This window comes from Anoxynatronum buryatiense, from assembly GCF_900182905.1.
In the GTDB taxonomy this organism is placed as follows: Bacteria; Bacillota; Clostridia; order Peptostreptococcales; family Tindalliaceae; genus Anoxynatronum; species Anoxynatronum buryatiense.
This window is the reverse complement of record NZ_FXUF01000004.1, coordinates 95,852-118,042: the sequence shown is the minus strand read 5'-3', so window position 1 is coordinate 118,042 and position 22,191 is coordinate 95,852. Positions and strand designations below refer to the sequence as shown.

18 protein-coding genes are annotated in these 22,191 nt (G+C 53.2%); 3 read left to right on the top strand and 15 right to left on the bottom strand.

Annotated features, from left to right (window positions below; all coding sequences use genetic code 11):
* Positions 1 to 60: 60 nt before the first annotated feature.
* From QOL74_RS07195 to QOL74_RS07170, 6 genes are all read right to left on the bottom strand, one after another.
* Entirely contained in the window at positions 61 to 2,349 is a 2,289-nt protein-coding gene (locus tag QOL74_RS07195; RefSeq protein WP_283408775.1) for a stalk domain-containing protein, read from the bottom strand.
* Positions 2,350 to 2,379: 30 nt separating this feature from the next.
* Positions 2,380 to 2,970, bottom strand: a complete 591-nt coding sequence (locus QOL74_RS07190) for a hypothetical protein (protein WP_283408774.1) — start codon at positions 2,968 to 2,970, stop codon at positions 2,380 to 2,382.
* A gap of 155 nt (positions 2,971 to 3,125) precedes the next feature.
* Positions 3,126 to 4,055, bottom strand: coding sequence for a hypothetical protein (locus tag QOL74_RS07185; protein WP_283408773.1), 930 nt, complete (start codon positions 4,053 to 4,055; stop codon positions 3,126 to 3,128).
* Between the two features lie 237 nt (positions 4,056 to 4,292).
* Positions 4,293 to 5,837 (bottom strand): WG repeat-containing protein, encoded by a 1,545-nt coding sequence (locus QOL74_RS07180; protein WP_283408772.1) that lies wholly within the window; start codon positions 5,835 to 5,837, stop codon positions 4,293 to 4,295.
* Between the two features lie 52 nt (positions 5,838 to 5,889).
* Positions 5,890 to 6,642: a hypothetical protein gene (locus QOL74_RS07175; RefSeq protein WP_283408771.1), complete on the bottom strand. Its 753-nt coding sequence runs from the start codon at positions 6,640 to 6,642 to the stop codon at positions 5,890 to 5,892.
* A 12-nt stretch (positions 6,643 to 6,654) separates the two neighbouring features.
* Positions 6,655 to 7,017, bottom strand: a complete 363-nt coding sequence (locus QOL74_RS07170) for a hypothetical protein (protein WP_283408770.1) — start codon at positions 7,015 to 7,017, stop codon at positions 6,655 to 6,657.
* Positions 7,018 to 7,270: 253 nt separating this feature from the next.
* Between QOL74_RS07170 and QOL74_RS07165 the strand changes: the two genes are divergently transcribed.
* From QOL74_RS07165 to QOL74_RS07155, 3 genes are read left to right on the top strand one after another with little or no spacing between them, the layout of a single operon-like run.
* Positions 7,271 to 8,764, top strand: coding sequence for a hypothetical protein (locus tag QOL74_RS07165; RefSeq protein WP_283408769.1), 1,494 nt, complete (start codon positions 7,271 to 7,273; stop codon positions 8,762 to 8,764).
* Positions 8,761 to 10,302: a sensor histidine kinase gene (locus QOL74_RS07160; protein WP_283408768.1), complete on the top strand. Its 1,542-nt coding sequence runs from the start codon at positions 8,761 to 8,763 to the stop codon at positions 10,300 to 10,302. Before QOL74_RS07165 ends, QOL74_RS07160 begins: the two co-directional genes overlap by 4 nt.
* Positions 10,280 to 10,987, top strand: a complete 708-nt coding sequence (locus QOL74_RS07155) for a response regulator transcription factor (RefSeq protein WP_283408767.1) — start codon at positions 10,280 to 10,282, stop codon at positions 10,985 to 10,987. Before QOL74_RS07160 ends, QOL74_RS07155 begins: the two co-directional genes overlap by 23 nt.
* Before the next feature lie 293 nt (positions 10,988 to 11,280).
* Here QOL74_RS07155 and QOL74_RS07150 read toward each other — a convergent pair whose 3' ends face one another.
* The 9 genes from QOL74_RS07150 to QOL74_RS07110 all read right to left on the bottom strand — a co-directional run bounded on the left by QOL74_RS07150 (position 11,281) and on the right by QOL74_RS07110 (position 22,103).
* Positions 11,281 to 11,823 carry a hydrolase gene (locus tag QOL74_RS07150; protein ID WP_283408766.1) on the bottom strand — a complete coding sequence of 181 codons (543 nt, stop codon included), beginning with the start codon at positions 11,821 to 11,823 and terminating at the stop codon, positions 11,281 to 11,283.
* A gap of 32 nt (positions 11,824 to 11,855) precedes the next feature.
* Positions 11,856 to 12,248 carry a lactoylglutathione lyase gene (gene gloA, locus QOL74_RS07145; protein ID WP_283408765.1) on the bottom strand — a complete coding sequence of 131 codons (393 nt, stop codon included), beginning with the start codon at positions 12,246 to 12,248 and terminating at the stop codon, positions 11,856 to 11,858.
* 228 nt (positions 12,249 to 12,476) lie between these two features.
* The gene (gene iadA, locus QOL74_RS07140) at positions 12,477 to 13,619 is read right to left on the bottom strand and encodes a beta-aspartyl-peptidase (protein WP_283408764.1); all 1,143 of its coding nucleotides are present in this window, start codon (positions 13,617 to 13,619) and stop codon (positions 12,477 to 12,479) included.
* A gap of 107 nt (positions 13,620 to 13,726) precedes the next feature.
* Positions 13,727 to 15,211, bottom strand: coding sequence for a Na+/H+ antiporter NhaC (gene nhaC / locus QOL74_RS07135; protein WP_283408763.1), 1,485 nt, complete (start codon positions 15,209 to 15,211; stop codon positions 13,727 to 13,729).
* A 153-nt stretch (positions 15,212 to 15,364) separates the two neighbouring features.
* Positions 15,365 to 17,401 carry a sigma-54 interaction domain-containing protein gene (locus tag QOL74_RS07130; protein WP_283408762.1) on the bottom strand — a complete coding sequence of 679 codons (2,037 nt, stop codon included), beginning with the start codon at positions 17,399 to 17,401 and terminating at the stop codon, positions 15,365 to 15,367.
* Between the two features lie 159 nt (positions 17,402 to 17,560).
* A complete protein-coding gene (locus QOL74_RS07125) occupies positions 17,561 to 17,917 on the bottom strand; it encodes a hypothetical protein (protein WP_283408761.1) in 357 nt (118 codons plus the stop codon).
* A 127-nt stretch (positions 17,918 to 18,044) separates the two neighbouring features.
* A complete protein-coding gene (locus QOL74_RS07120; protein WP_283408760.1) occupies positions 18,045 to 18,239 on the bottom strand; it encodes a hypothetical protein in 195 nt (64 codons plus the stop codon).
* Between the two features lie 59 nt (positions 18,240 to 18,298).
* Complete coding sequence (locus tag QOL74_RS07115) at positions 18,299 to 19,018, bottom strand: HD-GYP domain-containing protein (RefSeq protein ID WP_283408759.1); 720 nt, start codon at positions 19,016 to 19,018, stop codon at positions 18,299 to 18,301.
* Positions 19,005 to 22,103, bottom strand: coding sequence for a PAS domain-containing protein (locus tag QOL74_RS07110; RefSeq protein WP_283408758.1), 3,099 nt, complete (start codon positions 22,101 to 22,103; stop codon positions 19,005 to 19,007). Before QOL74_RS07110 ends, QOL74_RS07115 begins: the two co-directional genes overlap by 14 nt.
* Between the last annotated feature and the right edge of the window lie 88 nt (positions 22,104 to 22,191).

Genomic DNA, 22,191 nt, shown 5'->3' with positions numbered 1-22,191 from the left:
CTGCCGGTTTTTTGAGTGATTCACCATCTCTTCATTTTACTGATTCTTGACACCGACTGCTTACTCCGGCTCCCAAATAGCCCGGAGGATAAATTCTCCGGCACCCGCCGGCATGGTAATGGTTTCTCCCAGCTGATACGGGGTTCCTGAACCATCGCTCTGGGTGTTCCATTCTTTCAGGGTGAATCCTGCTTTGGTCCAGCCATCACCATCAAACAGAGTGAAAGCGGTTCCCACTTCAACAAAGCTTTCAAGACGGCTCTGGCCCGGCTCAGTGCCGTAATAGCGGGGGCTTCGAAAGCTTTTCCAAACGGCATACAATGTCACATCACTGTTCCCCATGGTCATATAGTGGTAAGCCGGCCCTGTCAGCCAGGCTTCTCCGCTGCCATCTGCCGCCCGGTTCCACCCTGAAAAGGAATAGGTGACACCGCCATCCACTTTTTTCATTCTTTCAGGCTCGGTAACCGCATTCCAGCGCAACCGCACTGTTTCCCCCTCATAGTATTTGCCTTGATCCACAGGAGGCGTTCCCGCAGTGTTGCCGTTGCCATCATAAAACACCTGGTAACCCGGCCTGACCTCCGCCGGTATGGTGGTACTTGCCATGACTTCCGTTGACTGGGCATCATAGAAAGTCACTTCAATATCATGGTTGCCCGCCTGCTGAAAAGAAGCCCGAAAAAGGGTGGTATCGTTGGCGACAGGAAAGCTGCCCGAAGCGGGAAACCGCTGCAGAATTTGGATCCAGTCGCCACTGCTGTGCTTGAATTCCAGCATACTGCCAAGGGGCATGGTGAACATGGCGTATGTCGCTTTCCCCGTATCATCATTTCCCACCATACTGAGCTCAAACTCCCGGGTGTCTCCCACAGGAAAAATCGGCACGGTAGCAGCATCCACCGTCATTCCCACTGTTGGTGCAGGTGCCACCGTCACGTTGCACACCGCTTTTTTGGTTCCGTCTCCCGATGCAGTGGCCGTGATGGCGGCACTTCCCGGTGCTACAGGTGTCACCACTCCATTGGCCACCGTTGCCACACCAGCGTCACTGGTGGACCAAAGCACACCTTTGTTGCTGGCGTTGGCAGGCGCCACAGTGGCAGTTAATGTGCCCGACACTCCCCCAGCCACCAGCGACAGAGTGTTCGGAGATACCTGAACGCCACTTACTGCAATGGTTTCAACCTGTCCAGTACCGCCGCCACCGCCACCACCGCCGACAGCCGGAGCCGCAGTGGTTGGCGCGGTTGTCTGGTTTCGCTGCTGCTCAACCGCTTCTTTACCCGTTCCTTCAACGGTGCCAATGTTACCCGTTGCTGTCATGGTCAGCGTGTCGTTGTTCACCATCAGTTTTTCCACCCGGGTCTGCGGCGATAAGGTCAGCGACCCTTCTGCCGCAGAGGCAGTGACCACAATGTCACTGATGCTGGTGTCACCAGCAGTGGTGATGATGACGCCAGCTGCCTCCACCATCAACAGGTCAAAGGATCCTTCAAGAATCAGCTCCTGGCCGGCAGCATCTTCCGCGAGAATGATTTCCAGCCCATGAGCATCCACTGCCACAATGCGCACTGCTTCACCGTTGCCCGTCTTCACATATACCTGCCAGTACTGGCCGCCATTGATATGAATACTCTCCGCACCACCGCCATGAATATGGGTGCTGCCCCATACCCTAAGCTGGTTCAGCGTCACCGTTCCATCACCGACCCGTTCATCAATCACCAGTTCTCCCGTGATTTCATAGTTTTGCAGGGTGACTCCCGTCGAAGCCACCACCACGTTTCCTTCAATGGCTTCTATTCCAGTTTCCGGGCCATATACCCCCGGCGTGTCGAAGACCTTGACTGCCTCCAGTGCTGGTTGATTCACCGATGCCCCAGGCATGAAAAGGGCTCTTCCGCCGGCAGCATCCCACTGGTAGGGAATATCCAAAGCAGCCGCCAGCCGTGAAACAGGAATCATGGTACGTCCAGGCGGAACAATCACCGTTTCGGTATCCATGACCATGAACAGCTCATCGTTCTTCATCAAGTTTCGGGAGCCAATCTCCAGCACAATCTGGTCTGAACCCTTGTCCACTGTCACCCGGCGGGCATTGGCGTCCCAATGAACATCTGCTCCCAGGGCTTCTGCCACAAACCGTACCGGCACCATGGTGCGGCCCTGCTGAATATAGGGCACCGCATCTGAAGCCTGCCAGATACCATCCACCGTATAGCCGGCTTCTCCCATGGTGAAGGCCACTGTTGTCGCTCCCACAGAAGAAACCGTCAGGGTGATCACCAGCAGGACACCCAACAAACATCTGAAGATTTGACATTGAGGTTGCTTATTTTCATGCATGGATTTTCTCCTTTCCATCAAAACTCCCCGCTATTTCAGTTCAATGGTGTCCAGCATGCCAAACATCAGGTCTTCTGTAGCTTCATCGGCACTGCTGTGCATGGCCAATCCAATCTCAATTCGCTCACCATCTTTCACCGCACTCATTTTAAACTGTTGGCTGCCGTACATTTCAAAAACGGTGGAGTAGAAGGTAAGTCCCCAGTGTTCGAAGGTTTCAACAGGTGAACCATCGTAGTCGGCAGCCAGACCCTCCATGGCCTTCTCTGCATCGCCGTCACTTAACCCACTGCCCCTTACCCACACTTCCACCGCATTATTCCCCTGGTAAGCCTGAAGCCCGCCACTGATGTCCATCACATTCCAGCCATCAGGGATCACCATGGACACTTTTTCAGTCTCATAACGCTCTCCTTCAATGGGCGGCCCGAAGAGTTCGCTGCCCGGACCGTCCACATCCGCCACCGATTCAGCCTGGGCCGGCGGTTCCGGCGCCTGGGCTTCGTTACCCCCAGAACCACCGCAGGCAGTAAGCATGAGCACCAATCCCAGCATCAAAATCAGCATTCCCCTGCCTCTGCGACTCATTAAAACGTCATTCCACCATTTCATTTGTTTCATTTGTCTCAACCTCCCTTTCCTGATCCCTTCTCATATTCGCTACGCTTCCTTCTATCACGACCCATTCATAAGGTCGTGTGACCTCAACTGTTTTTTTCACGCACCCATGCCCGCTTTTTCAAAGATAGGCGGGCACCTTTAGGCCGCTTGGCATCTTAAGGCAGCCTGACATACTCTGATCGGGTATAGAAGACTTCGATGACAATGGTGTTGGCATCAACGACACGCACCTCTGTTTCAAAGGAACTTGATTCATTTTCAAACTCAGCTGTCAGCATGTTCCCGGCCGTTTTCCAGGTGCCGCCTATGGGCTCATCCTTTTTCCAGGATCCCGTGTGCCAGGTTTCTTCGCTGTCACCGGCACCCGGTGTGGCATAATAAGTCATGGCAGATCCGTCTTTCTCGAATGTCAGCACACTTCTTTCCACCATTACATTGGAAGGTTCCTTCATCCATGATCCAATTAACAGCTCTTCAAGGGGGGCATCGGCACTGACGGCCTGACTGCCTGATTCAGAGGCCGCAGCAGGTTGATCACCCGTTGCAGCGGGTTGACTCCCGGGTTCATCAGAAGAAGCCTGGTTCAGACTCAGAACAATGTGAAAAACCACATCTTCTGCCGTGCCTGTAATGTCTCCCCCGCCGGTCAGGGTCCACCCTGCTTCCGCTTCGTCATATTCAAAAGTGCCGGTCCACTCAAAGGGGTCTCCCCAAAGGGTTCCGGTCAATATGAGACTCTTGTCGACCACAGCCGCATTCAGTTCAGGGCCGGCAAGGTCATCGACAAAATACAATTCTGCCGCACCTTCACTGTCGTCGGAAAGGGAAAGAATCAAGCGGCTGTCCAGCGTTAACCCTTCCATCTCCTTGTATGCCTCGGCATCTGCCCCGCTGATTTCTGCCAGCAATTGGGTCCCTGTCCATTCACCTGAAAAATCAATGGTTTGATCCTTCTCTTCCGCTTTTGCTTCCGTTTCCGCTCCTGTTTCCACTTCCGCTTTTGCGCCGCAGCCAGCGGCCGCCACCAGCATTACCAAAATCAGAATCAGCAGTGTTTTTCCTGATTGATATGTGACTGTACGCATCTCATCCTCCTTTATCTTGAGCGTTACCTGATTCAAAGCGTTACATGATCCAAAACCATTCACCATCCAACAATCATCCACTTCCGTATAGACTACCACGACTACCGCGCGTTGGAACATGGTACCTCACCGGCATTGACACATCTGTCCTGCGCGCATTCCATACACTGACGCAATGGGACAGGGTATCCCTGTCTGCATCCGATGGAAATTGATGGCATCTGATGAAAAATCATGTTACGACTTTCTTTTCAGCCACATCCCCGTTCCCGTTACCAGTACCATCAGCACAAGACCAGGGATCAGCCAGCCCACAAGTCCAGATTGTTTTGTTAATGAGTGATTGTTCGCTGTTTCATTTCCTATATCGACATCATTCCCTTCGTTTTTCTCATTTTCTTCATCAGATCTATTTGTCGTGTCTGGCGTTACCGTCACCGAAGCTGCTGCCACCCAGTCCGGTGGCAGCACCACTGGTGCGTAGTCGCTGACAAAGGCTCCCATTTCCAGAAACACCGGATCGATGACCCACTGGCCCCACATATTAATGGCCCCCCAGCGCCTTTCAGTGTTCATCACCGGGCACAGCCCTTCGTTGTAGCTGCCCGCCATGGGAAAAACCGGATCAATGACCATCGCTCCTTCCAGATCAATAAATCCAACAACCTGCTGAAATTGCTCATGGTTAATTTGACTGGTTTCGTCGGTGAACATCATCACCCCGCTCAGACCGTTCCGAAAACCAAAGACCTGTTCGTAGGGTCCGCTAATGACCAACCTTCCCGAAAGATCGGCGTATCCCTGGGTGCCGTCGGCGGCGATCACCGGCAGCATCCCATAGCGAAAGCCTTCTCCCCGGTCGGCATTGAAGTAGAGAAGACCTTGTATGGGGGGTTCCAGGGGAATTTCCCTGCCATCCAGGGTGACGATGCAGTGGTCTTCGCCCCGGGAAGCGACCCCATAACCTTCATAAAAATCGGAAAGGGTATCGTAGTCTTTCAGCCACAACAGGTCACCCTGCCGGTTCACCAATCCGTGACTGTCATAGAGCCTGACCACGGCTACCCCTTCCACAAAGGAGGATACCCAGTCATACTGAGGCGGTACGATTTCTTCACCTTCAAGATTCACGAAACCCCACTGCAGCAGTTCACATACCGGTGCCATGCCTTCCCGAAAATCACCAGCCAGGTAGTATTTGAAATGGGTGAGCAGACTGCCGTCTGGGCGAAGAAAACCATAGGCCGGGTCTTCCGCCAAGGTTTCACCCAGGTACACCGAGGCCCAGGCAGCTCCTTCCCTGAATGACCCACCTGCGTCGTAGATGGGTTCGATCACCATTTTTCCCTGGGGGTTGATCCACCCCCATTGCTGAAACCATTCGTCCAGCGCCACTGCTGCCAGGCCTTCCGAAAAAGGCTGAGCCAGGGTGAACTGGGGTGCAATGACGATTTCACCTTCCATATTCATGTATCCATAAAGCCCTGAATCTGTTTCCCTCACGGGAATCAAGCCCTCCTGAAATCCTTCCCGGGGGTCATTTTCCAGTGTCGGCCCGTCCGGGTCTGCCTCCAACACGTATCCGTCAGGCAGAGGAATCACCCGGCCGCTGCGATGAACCAACCCATTGTACTCTGCGTAGCCCCAGGCTTCTGCGGGAACTGGGGCAGCAAGAAGCACCATCATCACCAGCGTCAACGCCAACACTTTTAACCTAAAAACCCTCAACGCTGCCGTTCTCGGAAGGTTATGCAGGCTTTTTTGATATAGCTGTTTCAACATGGCTGTTCCCCTCTTTCAACACTTACACGCCCGGCACTTACACACCCAGCAGTTATACACCGTGCATGGCCTTATTTTTGTTGCCTTCATCTTCAGCCCCAGCCGGTGCCTCATCTGATGCTGTCAGCCTGGCCAGCACTTCCGACCAGTTTTCCGCCAATGTCACCAGCGCCGCCACATCTTCCGGCTTTTCGATGCCCCAGTTGAGAAAAAGGCCGGTTTCATCACCACCCAGAAATACTGGCTGCCGGGCTGCCGGCAGTTTCCCAGCCCAGACTGGCAAGGCCTGTGCGACAATTTCCAGTAAAGGGGCCAGTCTTTCCGGCGCCTTTGCATACAGCCTGTACCGCGGCTCCATTCCCTTTGGCCATGCAGCCGGTTTCAGAACCCCCTCTTCCGGGTGTACGCCGTAGTTTTCCAGCAGACGGCTCATCATGCCTGCCGGCAACTCACTTCCCGGGTCTGGAATCATCATCACCGGAACCTCACTGAACTGTTCCAGCACCAGCCGCGTATAAGCCGGCAGTGTCCGCTGCCCTTTTAGCTCCATTTTTCCCCTTGACTCAAGACGCCACGAAGTCCCTGCGGCTGTGACACCTTCCAGCGTGAAAAGCCTGTTGCGCTCTTCGGGATGTTGATGATCCACCACACCGCCTCCTTTTCCAGGGTAAAAGTGCCACCCCCTGGCGGCTGCCAGTTGCGTCAGCTGCTGATCCCTGTCTTTTTTGCCTTTCATCAACCGCCAGGCCATGAAGCCGAAGCCGAAGAGAAACAACAGTGGAACCAGCAGGTCTGTCATTCTCATACCTCTCACTCCTTATCTTCTTTCCACAGAGAGTCCTTCGGGTTCCAGTGCTTGCATCATGGCTTTCACCGACATCATGCCGTTATCAATTACCAGATTACCCGCAGTCGTTTCCAGTAGAATTTTCTTTTTCAGCATCTTCTCTTCTGCCGTAATACGGCTCACGCTCTTTCGGGGAATGCACAGCATCTGTTCCGCATCATTCCCATATTGTTTGAAAGCCCCCATGCGCACCACTGATTCCAGAGAAATAAGATACTGGCTTTTGAAATAGATGTGTGCATCGGTGATGACCAACTCTCCCAGCATTCGGTTTCCCTCCACCAGCAAATTGGTGGTCCATTTGCCTCTCTCTTGTTCTCCCTCTTGCAACATGATATCCCTCCTCTCAATCTGGGCCTGTCTCTGAATCACTTTCAGTATAGACTGCGGGTTTCAAGCCTGTCGATTCACAGCTGTCATCGAATCTGTCACACAGAATGTCATCAATGTTGTCACTTCATTTCCCCGGCAGATCCCTGTGATCTGTAGCCATTGCAACGGGCTGGTGTTGACTTTATGCTCTGTCAATGAAAGATTGAATGTTTTTTCATTTTTCTGGTATGATGAATAAAAAGGGGGTAACCGTATGCACAGCGAATCTGTTCACCTGTTGCCGGATCTACTCTTCCTGAAAAGCCTATGGCTTGTGACTCTCCTGATCCTTGTCACGGTGACTGCCACTGTGGTTCTCTTTCGTTTGCAGCGGGGGGTTCTGTTTGATACTTTTTTCTTTCTGTCATTCCTGCTGGGCTTCTGGCTCTTTTTCCGCCTGATACAGCTGGTGCATCCCACTTTAATCGCCTATCCCCTGCGGCCATGGATCGACACCCTCTGGACATTGCCGCTGTTCTATCACTGTTTTCAGGGCTGGCGCCTTATTTCCCGCCGGCATGTGAGACAACGCCTTTTGTTTCCTTTGTTCTGGTGGTTTTTTCCCTGCAGCTGGTTCCTGGTATCTCTTTGGACACTGCCACTGCGTGAACCCGCCTCTCCCCTGACTGACCCGCTGCTGGCGGCAGTCACCCTGATGATTCTTGTGCTGGTGCCCCTGCTGCTGAAAAAGACTGCTCTTTATCGCGAAAAAAACCTGAATAACATCATTCAAACCTTCCCCCTGGCAGCGGTGGTGACCGACTTCAGCGGTCGCCCCATTCATTACAACACCTATTATGAAGCACATTTTCAGGCAGCGTCCCGCCTCAACCCGAAACAATTGAAATCCCTTTCCCTGCAACCGGAATCCACCTTCACCGCCGAAGGACTTTGGGAAAAAACAGGTCTGACGCCCCTTGATCCAACCGCCGCCTATTCCCTGCGTGTGCAGCCGGCAGGCCCCGGCTTTGTGCTGGCGTTGGAAAACATCACCCTTCCCAACCTTCAGATTCAGCAGCTTCATGAGAAAACCCGAAATCTGGAACAGGTGAACCAGCTGTTGAAAGCCAGTCTTGCCGGCACAGCCGACCAGGCTGCCCGGCAGGAGCGGCGTTTTTTTCTGCAAGAAATGAACCAGTTGCTGCGGCACGAGCTCACCGACCTGCACGAAGCCGTTGCCGCCTCTCTCAACACCAAATCACCTGGGGCTTTTCACCGGCAGGTAATTCAGGTGCGCTTGCAAGCGATTCATTGCCATCAACTGCTGCGGCTATACCTTTACCGCGTCAAATCCAGTCTGTTTCCCCTGCGTCACCTGGCAGCCCTGATGCAGGCGTTATGTCAGGCTTATCTCCCCCTGGGGCTTGCCATTGACCTGATCCCCACCGGTAGCCGATCCATGCCGCTGCGACAGGCCGAATGCCTTTATCGCTGCCTTTTTGCATGCTTACAGGCCCTCGTTTTAGAGCTGCATCCTTCATCTCAAGACGACATCGCACCCATTCCCATCATGCTGCAATTGACTGCCACCCCCCAGCACCTTTCTTTGCTGTTAATGGATACGGCTCCCCGTTCCCACGCTTCAGAAAGCAACCTGCTATTACCGGATTTATTCTGGCTGATGGATGGCACGCTTACCCGCAGCGGCGGCAGTGATGTGCAGCGAACCACCCTCTCACTGCCCCTGAAAGCCGGTGAAGATTCATGATCTGGCTGATTCCAATGCTCACCCTCACCTGTTTGGCCTCCTTCATCGGCGTCGTTTTCTTTCATAAGCTTTTTTCAGCCGCAACGCCTTTTTGGCCCGGCATGTTGCTGCGAATCGGCTTCTCTGTGCTTCATCTTTTCTTTTTACTGGAAATGCTGCAACACCGGTTTTCCATGCCTGCCACACCGCTGGCCCCCGCCACCATATTGCCTCAGATCAGCACCTTCCTGGCGTTGGGAATTCTATTCCTGTATGCTTATTATCTCTTCTGGATGAAAACATCCCCCCAGGCGGCTGCGCCAGTGTATGCCCAAACCCTCTGGTGGGGAGCCCTCATGATTGTTCCCGGCGCCCTCTATGCTCTCCTGACCTGGCTGCGTCATCCGACGGTGATCAACTCCGGCGTCATCACCCTGCAGGCTGCTGCCCTTACAGGGCTGGTGAGTGCCGGTTTTGAGGCCGGCCTTTTTCTGCTGTCCCTGGCGCCTTACATCAAACAGCACTTCACACCACTGGCCCTGCGTCAGTTGATTGACCGCCTCTATCAACCTGTGGCCGTCACCGACTCCCGTGATCGAGTTGTCATGGTAAACCCTGCTTTTGAAAAACTGGCCCGCCAGCTTCATACCACTTCTTCCGACGACCACTGGCCTTTGTTTCTCGACCGGCTGACAACACAGCCTTCCGGCAGTTTTCATGTCCACACACAACCGCTGGCAAGTTTCTCAAGTTCCAGCCACGTACACGTAATCCAGGATCTGCGCAGCTTTGTCAGCCGCGCCCACCAACTGGAACAGCTGAATGAAGAGCTGTCTCACAGTAACCGGATTCTGAAGGACTTGATGAATCGCCGCTTTGACATTGCCCGAAATCAGGAACGACAGATGATGGTCCAACAGATTCATGATCGTCTGGGCCAATGCATTGGTTTTGTGGCCGCCGCCGCCGATACAGCCTTGCAGGAGATGCCCCATGACCTGGACAAGGGAACCCGGCGGATGGAAAAAGCCCTGGAAATGCTCCTTACCTTTGATGAAGAAACCCTGAACACACCCATGCCCCAGCACTTTTGTCAGGAATTGACCACCCTGGCTGCCATCTATCGGGAGATTGGCATCAACGTTCATCTTTCCCAACTTCCAGAGCTTCTCCCCGCACCCATTTGCCACGCGTTGACAGAAGTCTGCCGGGAGGCCTTCATCAACGCCGTCTGTCACGGCGCTGCTCACCAGCTGGAAGTGACCTGTGAACAAACAGGCAAATTCCTGCATTTCATGATTCAGGATGACGGCCACAGCACAACTCCCCTGGAGGAGGGGATGGGAATCAGCGGCATGCGCCGCCGCATCCACCAGCTCAAGGGCCAGCTGATTCTGAAGCCATCTGCCCAGGGCTTTACCGTCAAAGTGACCCTGCCGCTGGAATCAGCACCAACAGCATCACCATCCCCTTCACCCGATCACCAGACTGCCGTTGGTCGGCAGGCCGCTTTTGAAGACGAGAGGAGCCATGCACATGATTCGCGTTGTGATCGTTGATGACCAGACCCTTTTTCGGGAAATGCTTCAGGAAAACCTACAGCGGGATTCCCGGTTTCAGGTGGTGGGGAATGCCTGCAACGGCGAAGAAGCTGTTGCACTGTGCCGTTCACTGGTGCCGGACCTGATACTGATGGACCTGCAAATGCCCCTGATGGACGGTGCCGTCGCCACCCGGTGCATCAAAAAAGAGCACCCGGAAATCCGGGTGCTGGTGCTCACCACCTTTGATGATGAAGAAACCATGCTGCCGGCATTAAAAGCCGGCATTGATGGCTACGTGCTGAAAACCACCTCAGGCAATGATCTTTTTTCTGCTATGGAAAACTGCATGAAAGGCTTCAAAGTGCTGGACGAAAGCGCTTTTACACGACTGGTTGACGCCGACACCGGGGGCGAACCTTCGACAGCAACCAGGATGGGCGACACCGATGATCTTTCATCTTCAGGCGACCCTTCTTTGCCACCCACTGAATCCCTGCAGGGAAAAAATCCAGAATTCTCCGATATGGAACTGAACATTTTGCGCCTGCTGCTGGAGGGCTATGACAGCGAATCCATCGCCAGGCAGCTCTATATTTCCTATGGTACCCTGCGCAACTACATCTCCCGGATGCTGACCCGCCATGGGTTTCGGGACCGGGTGCAGCTGGTGGCTTACTGCGTGAAGAAAAAATATTTGTGAGCAAGAGGGATCGCCGACAGTTTTACCATTGTTTACCGCATTGATGAAGATAAAAATACGTGATCATCGTAGCTATCAGATATTCTCCAAGTGATTTCTGATACGAATGCCTTCGCCGCGAATGCTTCTCTCTGTTTTCAACAACTCGCATTTCTTGAGTGCATGTCTTTTTTTGACATCAAAAGAGGCCCATCACTGGCACGAGTCGGTGGCAGGCCTCTTTTTTTCTTCGATGAATGAATTCTCCCAGAGCGAGTCCCTTACATTGAGATTTCTTTCCCCTGGAAAAAGATTTATTTCACCAAACGGGAAATTGCCTTGAACGCATCGGTTCCCGCCACCCGGCACAGCTCAAAGAGAATGGACTCGGCGGAGGAAATCACCGCCCCCTCCTGAGCCATACGGCGCAGGGCAATGGCTTTGTCTTCCGGCTTTCGGGACGACACGCAGTCTTCGATGACCACGGGCTGATAGCCGTTTTCCACCAGGTCCAGCACTGTCTGCAAGACGCAGACATGGGTTTCAATGCCAAAGAGAATCACGGTTTTTCGCCCGGTTTCCCGCAGTTTTTCTGCAAAGGCAGCGTCGTCATGGCAGGAAAAAGCCAGTTTTTCCAGGGCTTCATCGGTGTTCACCAACTCCTGCAGTTCCGGGAGAGTTTTACCCAGCCCCCGTACATACTGCTCTGTTACCAGTACCGGCACCCCCAACTGTTGCAGGCCCTTCACCAGCATCACCTGTTTTTGAAGCACCTGGTCCATTTCGTGAATGTGGGGCGCCAGTTTTTCCTGCACATCAATGAGCACTCCCACTGCCTGTTCTTTCAGTATCCGCATGATTTTCCTCCTTTTCAGAGTTTGCCCCGGGTTTATGCTTCCGGCTGAGCCCGAATAACTTCCACATCATACCCGTCGGGGTCGGTGACAAAGTAGTAGCGGGGCGGGCTCCCCGGCAGACCCATCAGTTTGGTCACCGGATATCCCATCTCCTCATGCCGTTCCCGGGAGGCTTCCAGGTCATCCACGGTCATGGCCAGATGGCTGTAGCCGTTGCCCACTTCGTAGGGCTCTTCTCTGTCGTAGTTGTAGGTCAGTTCAATTTCAAAATGCCCGGCTTCATCACTGAGAAACACCAGGTCAAAATCATGCTCGGGAAAGCATTTTCGACGGGTTTCCTTCAGCCCCAACCCTTCCGTATAAAACTTCAGGGAAGCCTCCAGGTCTCTCACCCGCAGGCAGGTATGCACCAGTTTATATTGCATGTCATCACACCTTTCCAGTTCATTTTGTATCGTCCGGCCAACCGGATCAAATCTGTCTGTCATGCTCCATTGTATCACGAAAGCCCTGGCAATAAAACACCGCCGGCGAATGCATCAGGCACTCTCCGGCGGCAAAATAGTTGCGTATATGGACTATTATGGATCGCCAATGGCTCAACTTCCAGTGTTAAAGAATGGCGGATGCCATTTGAACTTTGTAAGTGCCACTTAAACTTCGTAGGTGCCCTTCACCAGGCAGTTGCCCTCATGCATCATCAGACGGCCTCTGGCAATGACAGACTCCAGTTCCATCTCACTGTTCACCAGCAGCAGATCAGCGTCTGCCCCCACCGCCACCCGGCCTTTTTGTTGCAGGCACAAGGCTTTTGCAACGTGGCTGGTGAAAAAGGGAAGGGCTTCCTCCAGGGTGAAGGTTTCTTCCATCACCATGTGCCGCAGCGATTCCCAAAAGCTGGAAACCTGGGAGACCCCAATCTTCAGCATGACCCCTTTTTCGTCGTAAGTGGACCAGCTGCCGTAACCGTCGGAGCTGATGGTGATGTTCTCAAGGGGTACCTGCTGCTCCCGGGCCATTTGAATCACCCGGTGGGCCGGCCATTCCTGATAAGTGCCGCAGGTGATGTCAATGATACCGCCGTCTTTGGCAAACAGGAGAGATTCCTGCAGCAGATTTTCAGCCCGGTTCACATGGGTGGGGCGAATGGTGGTGATGGGGATATCTGTGTTTTCCAGCACCTCCCTGATCATTCCCATTCCCCGGCGGCCGCTTCCCATATGGGCAATGAGCGCTCCCGCTTTGCCGGAAAGCATGCCGGCGGTGCGCACATCAGAAGCCAGGCGGGCCAGCTCTGCCGGTGTGAGGCTGGAAGAACGGTGGTCAGACAGGGCCACCTTTCCCCCAATGATTTCCTCGATAAATACGATGTCCTTTCGAACAGACCCGGTGAGGGTGACACTGGGATATTCGTAAGAGCCGGTGTGGGCATAGGCAGTGATCCCCTCTTCTTTCAGGGCCTTGGCCTTGGCTACCAGATTTTCCACGCTCCGGGTGGAAGCGTCTGTTCCCAGCAGGCCCACCACGGTGGTGATCCCCGCCTCCACCAGCTTGGAGAGGGTGATTTCCGGCACACGTGTTTTAAAGCTGCCTTCACCGCCGCCGCCGGTGATGTGCACATGCTGGTCGATGAGCCCCGGCACCAGCCGTTTGCCGGCACCGTCAATCACCATCACGTCAGGGTGGTTCAGTTCAATGGTTTCGCCCATCAAAAGGATGGTTTCGCCGCCCAGAAGCACGTCCTGCACTCCCTGGAAGGCTGGTGCGTAGATGGATGCTTGTTTGATTAAGATCATGGCTGTAACTCCTTTAACACCAAAGTCTTTCCTTGGGGAAAGCAGTTGTTCATCGGGGAATGAGGTGTTTGATTCCCTTACCTCTTCATACCCTTGTTGATCACGGACTATTCGGCTGCTGCTGCTGCATCAGTTGTCGGCGCCTTTGACGTTGACGCTTTCTTAGCGATATCTTTCGTTTCATCAGGATTCAACGGGGCAATGCCAATACCGGTGAAGGCCAGAATAATGGCGAAGACAATTCCCATGTAGTTCAAAATGGCCCAGGGCAGGTACTGAATGGTGGGCACGCCCAGGGTGGCGGTCATATAAGCACCAGCCGCCGACCAGGGAATGAGGGGCACCAGCACGGTTCCTGAATCTTCCAGGGTGCGGGACAGGTTTTTGGGATGCAGGTTGCGTTTTACGTAGCCATCTCTGAACAGCTCACCGGGGATGAGGATGGACAGGTAAGAACTGCCGGTGACGAAGGCTACGGTAAAACATGAAGCAATAGTGGACAGAATGACGCCGGCGTTGGTCTTGACCCGTGACAACAGCGCGTTCAGCACCACATCCAGCATGCCTGCCTTGCTGATGATCCCGGCAAAGCCCATGGCACTGAAAATCAGCACCGTGGTGCCTGTGACAGAAGCTACCCCGCCCCGGTTGATGAGCCGGGTCACTTCGTTAATCACTTCGCCGTCAAAGCCTGTCATGGAAACATTGAATCCATTGATGAGAGAAGCGAAGCCATTCAGAAAACTGAAGCCCTGTACCGCCACACCGATGACAAGAGTCACCAGGGAGGTGCCCAACATAGTGGGAATGGTGGGCCATTTTTTCAGAGAACCAAATATGATCAGCACCACCGGCAACAGGAGAAGGGGGCTCCAGCTGAACATGCTGCTGAGTTGGTCCTGCAGGGTGATGACCATTTCAGGGGTGGACACATCACCCGTTGCCCGGAGGCCGACGATGAGATAGACCACAATGGACACCAGGGCCGCAGGGACTGTGGTGTACAGCATGTGTTTGATGTGTTCGTACAGTTCACTTCCAGCTGCAATGGGCGCCAGGTTGGTGGTGTCGGAGAGGGGGGAGATTTTATCTCCAAAGTAGGCCCCGGCCACCACTGCACCTGCCGTGGCGGGGAGTGAAACCCCCAAACCGCCGGCAATGCCCATGAGGGCCACCCCTATGGTGCCGGCTGATCCCCAGGAGGTGCCTGTCACCGTGGAGAGAATGGCAGAAATCAGAAAGGCAGTCACCAACAGAAACCGGGGATTCACAATTTCAACCCCATAATAAATGATCATGGGAACGGTGCCGGCAAACATGAAGGCTCCAATGAGGAAGCCCACACTCCACAGGATCAATGTGGCCGGCAGGGCTTTGGAAATCTTCTCAATGATCCCTTCCTGCATTTCCTGCCAGGATAACCCCAATCGCCAGGCAATGGCACCTGCGAAAAAGGCAGACAGGATCAGCATGGGCTCCGTCCGAAACTTCAGGTACCCCACGCCAATGGTCAGTGCCAGCACCATGAAGACAATGGGGGCGATGGACTGTCCAAAAGTGGGGGTTTTTCTTTCCAGTTGCTTGTTGTTCATCGTCACTCTTCCTTTCTGTTATGGATGATGGATGATTCCGTTCTATTCATCCATAAAAGCAAGAAGCATGCCAGTCATGGGAAGAATGATTTTTCAAGGGTTAGCGTTCATTAACAATGGTGGACACCCCCGGCATTGGATAATTTCATCCACCTATTGGTCATTTTCATCCATTCCAACGCCAACATTTCTCCACTTCTGAAGAAGTGCTGCACCCTTCCGGGTAAGATGACATCCCTGGTGCGACCCCGCCGATGCCAGCAGTTCCTTTTCTGTCAGTTCCATCAACAGCCGTCTGATTTTTCCCTCTCCCAGAGGATACACCTGTTCCTCTGCCAGACTGGTCAGCATTTTTCGCCCCACACCAGTACCGCCGCAACTGTCAATTTGCTGTAACATCCAATACTCGTCCCGGTTCAGCAGCGGGAGCTCCGGCACCGGTTTGTCGGCGGGAAGATATCCACAAAGTGCCTCCATGCCGATGCGCTCACCTTCATAAATCAGAGAAAGGTATTCCACCAGATTCATCAATTCCCGCACATTGCCCCGCCAGCGGTGCTGCTGTAAAAAGACAAGGGCCTCTGCCTCAAACAGGTCTGCCAGGTCTATGTGCTGATGCCTTCCAAAGCTGATGCGGCAAAAGTGTTGGAGCAGGTAAGGAATGTCTTCCCGCCGGTGGCGCAGGGGAATGGTTTTCAGCGGCAGAATGTTCAGGCGAAAAAACAAGTCTTCCCGAAAATCTCCCTGATCCACCATTTGCATCAGATTTCGGTTGGTGGCAGCAATCACCCGCACATCCACGGGAATCTCCTCCAACGCGCCCACCCGCCTGATCCGTTTTTCTTCCAGCACCCGCAGCAGTTTCACCTGAAAGGACAGGGGCGCTTCTCCGATTTCATCAATGAAAATAGTACCGCCGCTGGCAATTTCAAAGAGTCCCCGTTTGCCGCCTTTCAGAGCTCCGGTGAAAGAACCTTCTTCATAGCCAAAGAGCTCACTCTCCAGCAAACTGGGGGAGACCGCCGCAATGTTGACCGGCACAAAGGCTTCTCTTTTTCGCAGCGAATGCTGGTGAATGGCCTGGGCCAATATTTCCTTGCCTGTGCCGTTTTCTCCCTGAATCAGAATGGTGGCGTCAGTGCGGGCAAACTGCCTGGCCCGTTTCAGCACCAGCTTCATTTCCGGGTGAAGGGTGAGGTAGTCCTGAAAATCATGGCGCTTTCGCTGCATGCTCTTCTGCCGGCTGCGGCGAATGGTATGGTCCCACTTGGAGATCTGATCGCCGTCACCCACAGTGATCAGATACCCCAGCCGGTCATCGAAGCTGATTTTGCGCACCGCAAAAAGACATTCCCTTCCCTCCAGGTCGGCGATCCATGAATGGCCGTCTGTTAAAAAGTGGTTTTCCAGGGGGAGCCATGAATCCAGGGGCTGATAGAGTAAATCTTTCCGCTTTTTTCCTATGAGGGAAGCACCCCGCTGGTTCAAATTCACCACCCGTCCCCCTTCATCCACGTGAATCAGACCGGTATCCACGCTGTTGAACACCGCTTCCAGTTGTTTTTCTGAAGCCAGGGCTGCCCGGCGCTTTTCTTCAATGAGATGGGTGATGGTCACAATGTCCTTTAAATACCCGGTGACAACGCTTTTGGTGAACACGTCTTCCAGCCCCAGCTGTTGCACGATTCCGTGAATGCTCTGAACATCAAGAATGCGGCTGCCAATGTTGATGAGCCGTCGGGGCGGGTACGGCACCAAGTCCACCTCTCCCGGGGTGATGACCACCTCTGCTTTGAAAGGAAGCGGACTTCCCGGCGAATAGAGCAGGTATTCAATGTGATCCAGACCAATTTCCACCAGCTGATCCCGGGCTTCCCGGGCCGTGTTGGCAAAGTCGTTGACCAGCAGCACCCGACTTCCCCGGGGCAGGCTAATGACATCGCCTATATTGCGGTGATTAATCACCCGCCGGGCCACCATCCAGGGGATGGATGGTTCACCGTTTTTGAGAATCACCTTCGCCAGCGCCTCGCTGCTGAACAGCAACAGGTCAGCATGTAGAATCGGTTGCTCCACTTCTGAGGCCAGCCGGGTTTCAACCGTTACCTTACCTTCCAGCAATGCTGTCAACTGACTTCGAATGGCTTCTCCTGTGGGAATGCCCATGGTGATAACGGTGATTTTCTGCATCCTCTCGCCTCCCGTCATGGTTTCATACCGCTTATTATATCATGACACAGGAGCAAAACCGCCGCCAGAAAAAAACCGCCTGCCGATTATTTCTTCGACAGGCGGTGATTAGCGATTACCCGGTGTGATCGGTTCGCAGATAAAGGTTTTTGATGTGCATTATCGCCAGTCATCCAGGGATTTGGTTTCACCGGCAATTCGATCTCTTTCTTCCAGCATCAGGGATTCTGTTTCTTCCAGCATCATCAGGCGCTCTATTCGAAATACCTGATGAATAACATGCAATAAAGCACTTCTTCTTTTTTGTGATCCCAGATACAAGGCAGCAACGAAGAGCAGCAGGCCCGCTGTCAAAATCACCGGATGATTGTCTTTCATCTGCGAGAAGACTCCTCCGATAACGGCCGTGATCATCAGCAGACCCAGCAGGGAAACACATCCCTTTAAGACGTTAATGATCATTTCTATAATGGTATATGTTTTTTTAACGGTGTTTGATTTCAAGTTATCATTCACAAGATCAGCTCCTATTCAATATTAAGCACATGGTTCACATACAAAATAAAGACACAAAAAACAGGCACCCCATACGAAGCAGATGCCTGTTGCCCGCAAAAATACGTTCAAGCAATCGTACCGAAGGTTACGCTACGAACCCCTTGCACGCGCCCACCATCACATGGATCACATTCACAAGGAATTCGACAGATATGGAAGTCAGTCGAGACGCCGCGCTTTTTCCGGCCTGGGTGTTCATCATCCAGACGCCCAACCCCACGGTCATCATGGTGACAGCTGCTGTTGCCATCATCAGGTGTTTCATATGTCGATTCATCATTTCGCGGCACCTCCTTTCTCCTTTATCTGTTTATCGATCCGATCACACGCACCATTGTATCAGATGCTTTCTAAACAAAATCTAAACAACCCTTCATTTCTTTCTGTTTGTTTATTTTCCACAGGCTGCACTTCCCCCAGCACGGCTTCCAACGCATTGACCACTTGTGTGTCATAGAGAATGCCTTTGTTTTTTCTGAGTTCCTCCAGTGCCGCCTTCTCACCCAGGGCCGGGCGATAGGGCCGGTGGGATGCCATGGCATCAAACACATCGGCCACTGCCACAATTTTTGACTCCACCAACATATCATCTCCCTCAAGCCCCCGGGGATAGCCCGAACCGTTTACCCGCTCATGATGCTGATGGACAATTTCTGCCAGCGGCCAGGTGAACGAAACCCCCTGCAACAGGGAAAATCCGTGAGCCGCATGCTCCTGCACCAACGTCATTTCAATGTCACTAAGCCGCCCGGGCTTACAGAGAATATCGGTGGGAATGCCGATTTTGCCAATATCATGAATCGCCCCGGCCAGTTCAATGCTTTCAAGCTGATCCGACGCCAGCCCCATTTTCCGGCCTATGGCCACCGCCATGGCTGCCACATTTTGCTGGTGCCCCGCAGTATAAGGATCTTTTAATTCCACCATTTTTTCCAGGATGCGAATCATGCCTTTCAGGTTGCGGTGGGCTTCTTCCACTTTAGTCGTCAGTTGATCGGCGGGCTGTTGGCTTTCCACTGCAGTGAACCTTTGCTCCCGCGGGGTTTCAGAGTGGTACATGGAACATCTCCTTTCTTGTGGCCGGATCGGCACAGGCACTTTCATACTTGCATGGCAGCGAGAAGCTGACCTTACTCCCCTCCCAGGGCCGGCTTTCTATGGTGAGCCCGGTGCCGTAAAGACGCTGCAGCCGGGTGTGAATGTTCCGCAAGCCCACACTTCCCGATTCACCGGTCATGGAAAGCACCTGAGCGGCCTGATGGGCTGTCATTCCTTTCCCATCGTCCACCACTTCCACAGACAGCTTTTCATCTTGCTCTGTCACCCGCACCAGAATGGTGCCGCCGCCTTCCTTTTGGCGAATCCCATGACAAATGGCGTTTTCCACCAGGGGCTGCAGGGTAACCGGGGGCAACAGACAGTCTGGTGGTGCATCGATTTGAAAAATCACTTGAATATCAGGAAAGCGTGCTTTTTCAATGGTGACATAGGCATCTGTCAGGGCCAGTTCCTTTTCCAGCGACACCGCATCATGTAAATTCTCGAAGCACAGACTGCCCCGCAGGTAACGGGCGAGAGAAAGAATTAGATGTCCCGCCTCCTGACTGCCATTTTCGCAATGAGCGGCAATGGTGTTCAGGGCATTATACAAAAAGTGAGGCTTGATTTGAGCCTGTAAAAATGCCACCTCTGCCGCCATGGCGGCAGCAACTGATTTTTTGAGCTGAAGCAGGGTGGCCACCCGGGCAATCAGCTCTGTCTCTTCAAAGGGCTTATGGAGAAAATCATTGCCGCCGGCGTCAAACCCCAGGGCCAGATCCTGCTCGCCATAACGGGCTGTGAGAAAGATCACCGGCATCTGAAAACTGGTGAACTGTTTTCTGATTTCCCGGCACACTTCAAATCCATTCATCCGAGGCATCATCACATCCACAATGCACAGATCCGGCTCATTTCCATCTGCCAGCATTTCCAGTGCCCGCTGCCCTGTCTGCGCATGAATGGTGCGGTACCCCCTCAATGACAGCACATTGGCCAGAGACTGAATATTTACCGGTTCGTCATCCACCAGCATAATGGTGAACTCGCTGTTTTCCACTGTCGGCAAGTGAACTTCTGTTACCGGCTGAACATAAAATGAATGGGATTCACGGGTTGTGGCCTGCTGTGGGAGTGACTCCTTTTCACCGCTGTTTTTTCCGAAATCCCGGCACGGCAGGCGGTTGTCGCCGGATGCCAGGGGCATGGTGAAGGTGAAGGTGGTTCCTTTTCCCAGTGCAGAAGTCACCGCAATGGTTCCCCCGTGGAGCTCCACCAGTTGCCGGGTGATGGAAAGCCCCAGGCCGGTTCCTCCCCCTTCTTTTTCCGGGGAGTAACCGCTTTGTTCAAAGGCTTCAAACACCTGATCCAATCGGTCCTCCGGAATACCAATGCCCGTGTCTTCCACCGCCAGGCGCATCATTCCGCTGATGATTTCAGCACTGATGGTGATGGTTCCTTTTTCGGTATATTTGACAGCATTGCCAATGAGATTGAAGAGAATCTGGCTCAGCCGATTTTCATCTGCCCAGATCATGTCCATTTCCCGGGGAACCTGGTTCACCAGGCGAATCTCTTTATGATCAATTTGATGTCGGAAAAGTTCCACCACCATGGCCAGAATACTTGAAATATCTGTGTTTTTCAATTGCAGACGAATGTCTCTGTTTTTAATCCGGGAAAAGTCCAATATGTCGTTCACAAGGCTGGAAAGCCGTCGGGCACTGACAAGCACCAGCTTTAAATTTTTCCGTTGGTTGGGTGCCAGTGGTCCGCCTATTCCTTTCAGCAGGCCATCCACCAGTGAGATAATACCGTTAAGAGGGGTGCGCAGCTCGTGGGATGTGTTGGCCAGAAATTCGTCCTTCAGCCGATCCAGTTGCCGGTTTTTCTCTTCTGCTTCTTTGCGCTCTGTTATGTCGGTGATGAATCCTTCAATGGCCGTCACTTCTCCCAGGCTGTTTTCAAAGAGCCGCCCCTGCTCCCAGGCCCACAGCTGTTCTCCCTGCCTGGTGTGCACCTGATACTCACTGCAAAATGTTTCTTTCTGCGCCAGGCAGTCCTGCCATTTTTGCCATAAAAGGGGCTGGTATGCCGGCGCAACCAGTTTTTCCGGCACCAGCATTTCTTTCAGCGTGGCTTTTTTTCTGATCAGCTCTTCCGGATGATAGCCCACCAGTTCGTGGCACTGTTGAGACACATACACCATTTGCCACCCGTCTTCCCGCCGTTCACACCGGTATGCCACGCCAGGCAGGTTGGACAGCAGCACCGCCTTGCTCCGTTCGCTTTCTTTCAAGGCTTCCAGGGCTTCTTTCTGCCGGGTGATATCCCGGTGGGTGCCAATGGCCCGCAGCGGTTTTCCCGATACTGTCCACTCCACAATTTTCCCGATGGATAAAATCCATTTATAGCTGCCATCATGGCAGCGCATCCGAAATTCATTCCAATATCGTGAATCTTTTCCCCGGGCATAGTCTCCCAGCCATGCTCGCACCTGATCCCGGTCTTCTTGGTGAAGCAGGTTGAAAAAATCCTCCACATCCACCCGAATGTCACCAGGGGTATAGCCCAGCATTTGGGCCCACCGGTCAGAGATTTGATTTTCACCCGTCATAATGTTCCAGTCCCAGACGCCGTCGCCGCTGTTTTCCACGGCAAACTGCCAGCGTTCTTCAATATGACGATACTTTTCTTCGCTCCGCTTCAGCGCCTCTTCTTCCTGTTTTCGCTGGGTAATGTCTCTGACAGTGATCAGGGCCCGCGGCTCCCCTTCATCGTTGTAAAAAGTGGTTCCGTGGGCTTCCAGCCATCGATAGCCTTTTTCTGGATGATGGTTGCGGTAGGTCACCTGTTCATCTCCCATGGCGTTGAATCCCCGTTCGAAAACAGCCATCACCCGGTCACGGTCATCGGGATGAATGGAATGAAAACAGTTGGTTCCCAGAATGCCTTCGGTTTTGCCAAAACAGTGTTCATAGGAAGGGGAAAAGTACCGGTAGCAGCCCTGACGGTCCAGTTCAATCATTACATCCTGCATATGCGCCACCATGAGTTCCAGCTTGATCAGCCGTCTTTGAAGTGCAGTTATTTGTTGGTCTGCCACTGGTCTTCCCCCTTTTTCAGATTGCCTGCCGTGACAACAAAAACAGGTAACCCTACTGCGGTTACCTGCCTGTCTGATCTCATATTGT

Excerpts from the sequence above, each read along its gene's own strand:
- QOL74_RS07165 (WP_283408769.1), top strand. The coding sequence starts at position 7,271 with ATGCACAGCGAATCTGTTCACCTGTTGCCGGATCTACTCTTCCTGAAA.
- QOL74_RS07170 (WP_283408770.1), bottom strand. The coding sequence starts at position 7,017 with ATGTTGCAAGAGGGAGAACAAGAGAGAGGCAAATGGACCACCAATTTG.
- QOL74_RS07175 (WP_283408771.1), bottom strand. The coding sequence starts at position 6,642 with ATGAGAATGACAGACCTGCTGGTTCCACTGTTGTTTCTCTTCGGCTTC.
- gloA (WP_283408765.1), bottom strand. The coding sequence starts at position 12,248 with ATGCAATATAAACTGGTGCATACCTGCCTGCGGGTGAGAGACCTGGAG.
- QOL74_RS07120 (WP_283408760.1), bottom strand. The coding sequence starts at position 18,239 with ATGATGAATCGACATATGAAACACCTGATGATGGCAACAGCAGCTGTC.
- nhaC (WP_283408763.1), bottom strand. The coding sequence starts at position 15,211 with ATGAACAACAAGCAACTGGAAAGAAAAACCCCCACTTTTGGACAGTCC.
- QOL74_RS07150 (WP_283408766.1), bottom strand. The coding sequence starts at position 11,823 with ATGCGGATACTGAAAGAACAGGCAGTGGGAGTGCTCATTGATGTGCAG.
- QOL74_RS07195 (WP_283408775.1), bottom strand. The coding sequence starts at position 2,349 with ATGCATGAAAATAAGCAACCTCAATGTCAAATCTTCAGATGTTTGTTG.
- QOL74_RS07130 (WP_283408762.1), bottom strand. The coding sequence starts at position 17,401 with ATGCAGAAAATCACCGTTATCACCATGGGCATTCCCACAGGAGAAGCC.
- QOL74_RS07185 (WP_283408773.1), bottom strand. The coding sequence starts at position 4,055 with ATGCGTACAGTCACATATCAATCAGGAAAAACACTGCTGATTCTGATT.
- QOL74_RS07180 (WP_283408772.1), bottom strand. The coding sequence starts at position 5,837 with ATGTTGAAACAGCTATATCAAAAAAGCCTGCATAACCTTCCGAGAACG.
- QOL74_RS07160 (WP_283408768.1), top strand. The coding sequence starts at position 8,761 with ATGATCTGGCTGATTCCAATGCTCACCCTCACCTGTTTGGCCTCCTTC.
- QOL74_RS07190 (WP_283408774.1), bottom strand. The coding sequence starts at position 2,970 with ATGAAACAAATGAAATGGTGGAATGACGTTTTAATGAGTCGCAGAGGC.
- QOL74_RS07155 (WP_283408767.1), top strand. The coding sequence starts at position 10,280 with ATGATTCGCGTTGTGATCGTTGATGACCAGACCCTTTTTCGGGAAATG.
- iadA (WP_283408764.1), bottom strand. The coding sequence starts at position 13,619 with ATGATCTTAATCAAACAAGCATCCATCTACGCACCAGCCTTCCAGGGA.
- QOL74_RS07115 (WP_283408759.1), bottom strand. The coding sequence starts at position 19,018 with ATGTACCACTCTGAAACCCCGCGGGAGCAAAGGTTCACTGCAGTGGAA.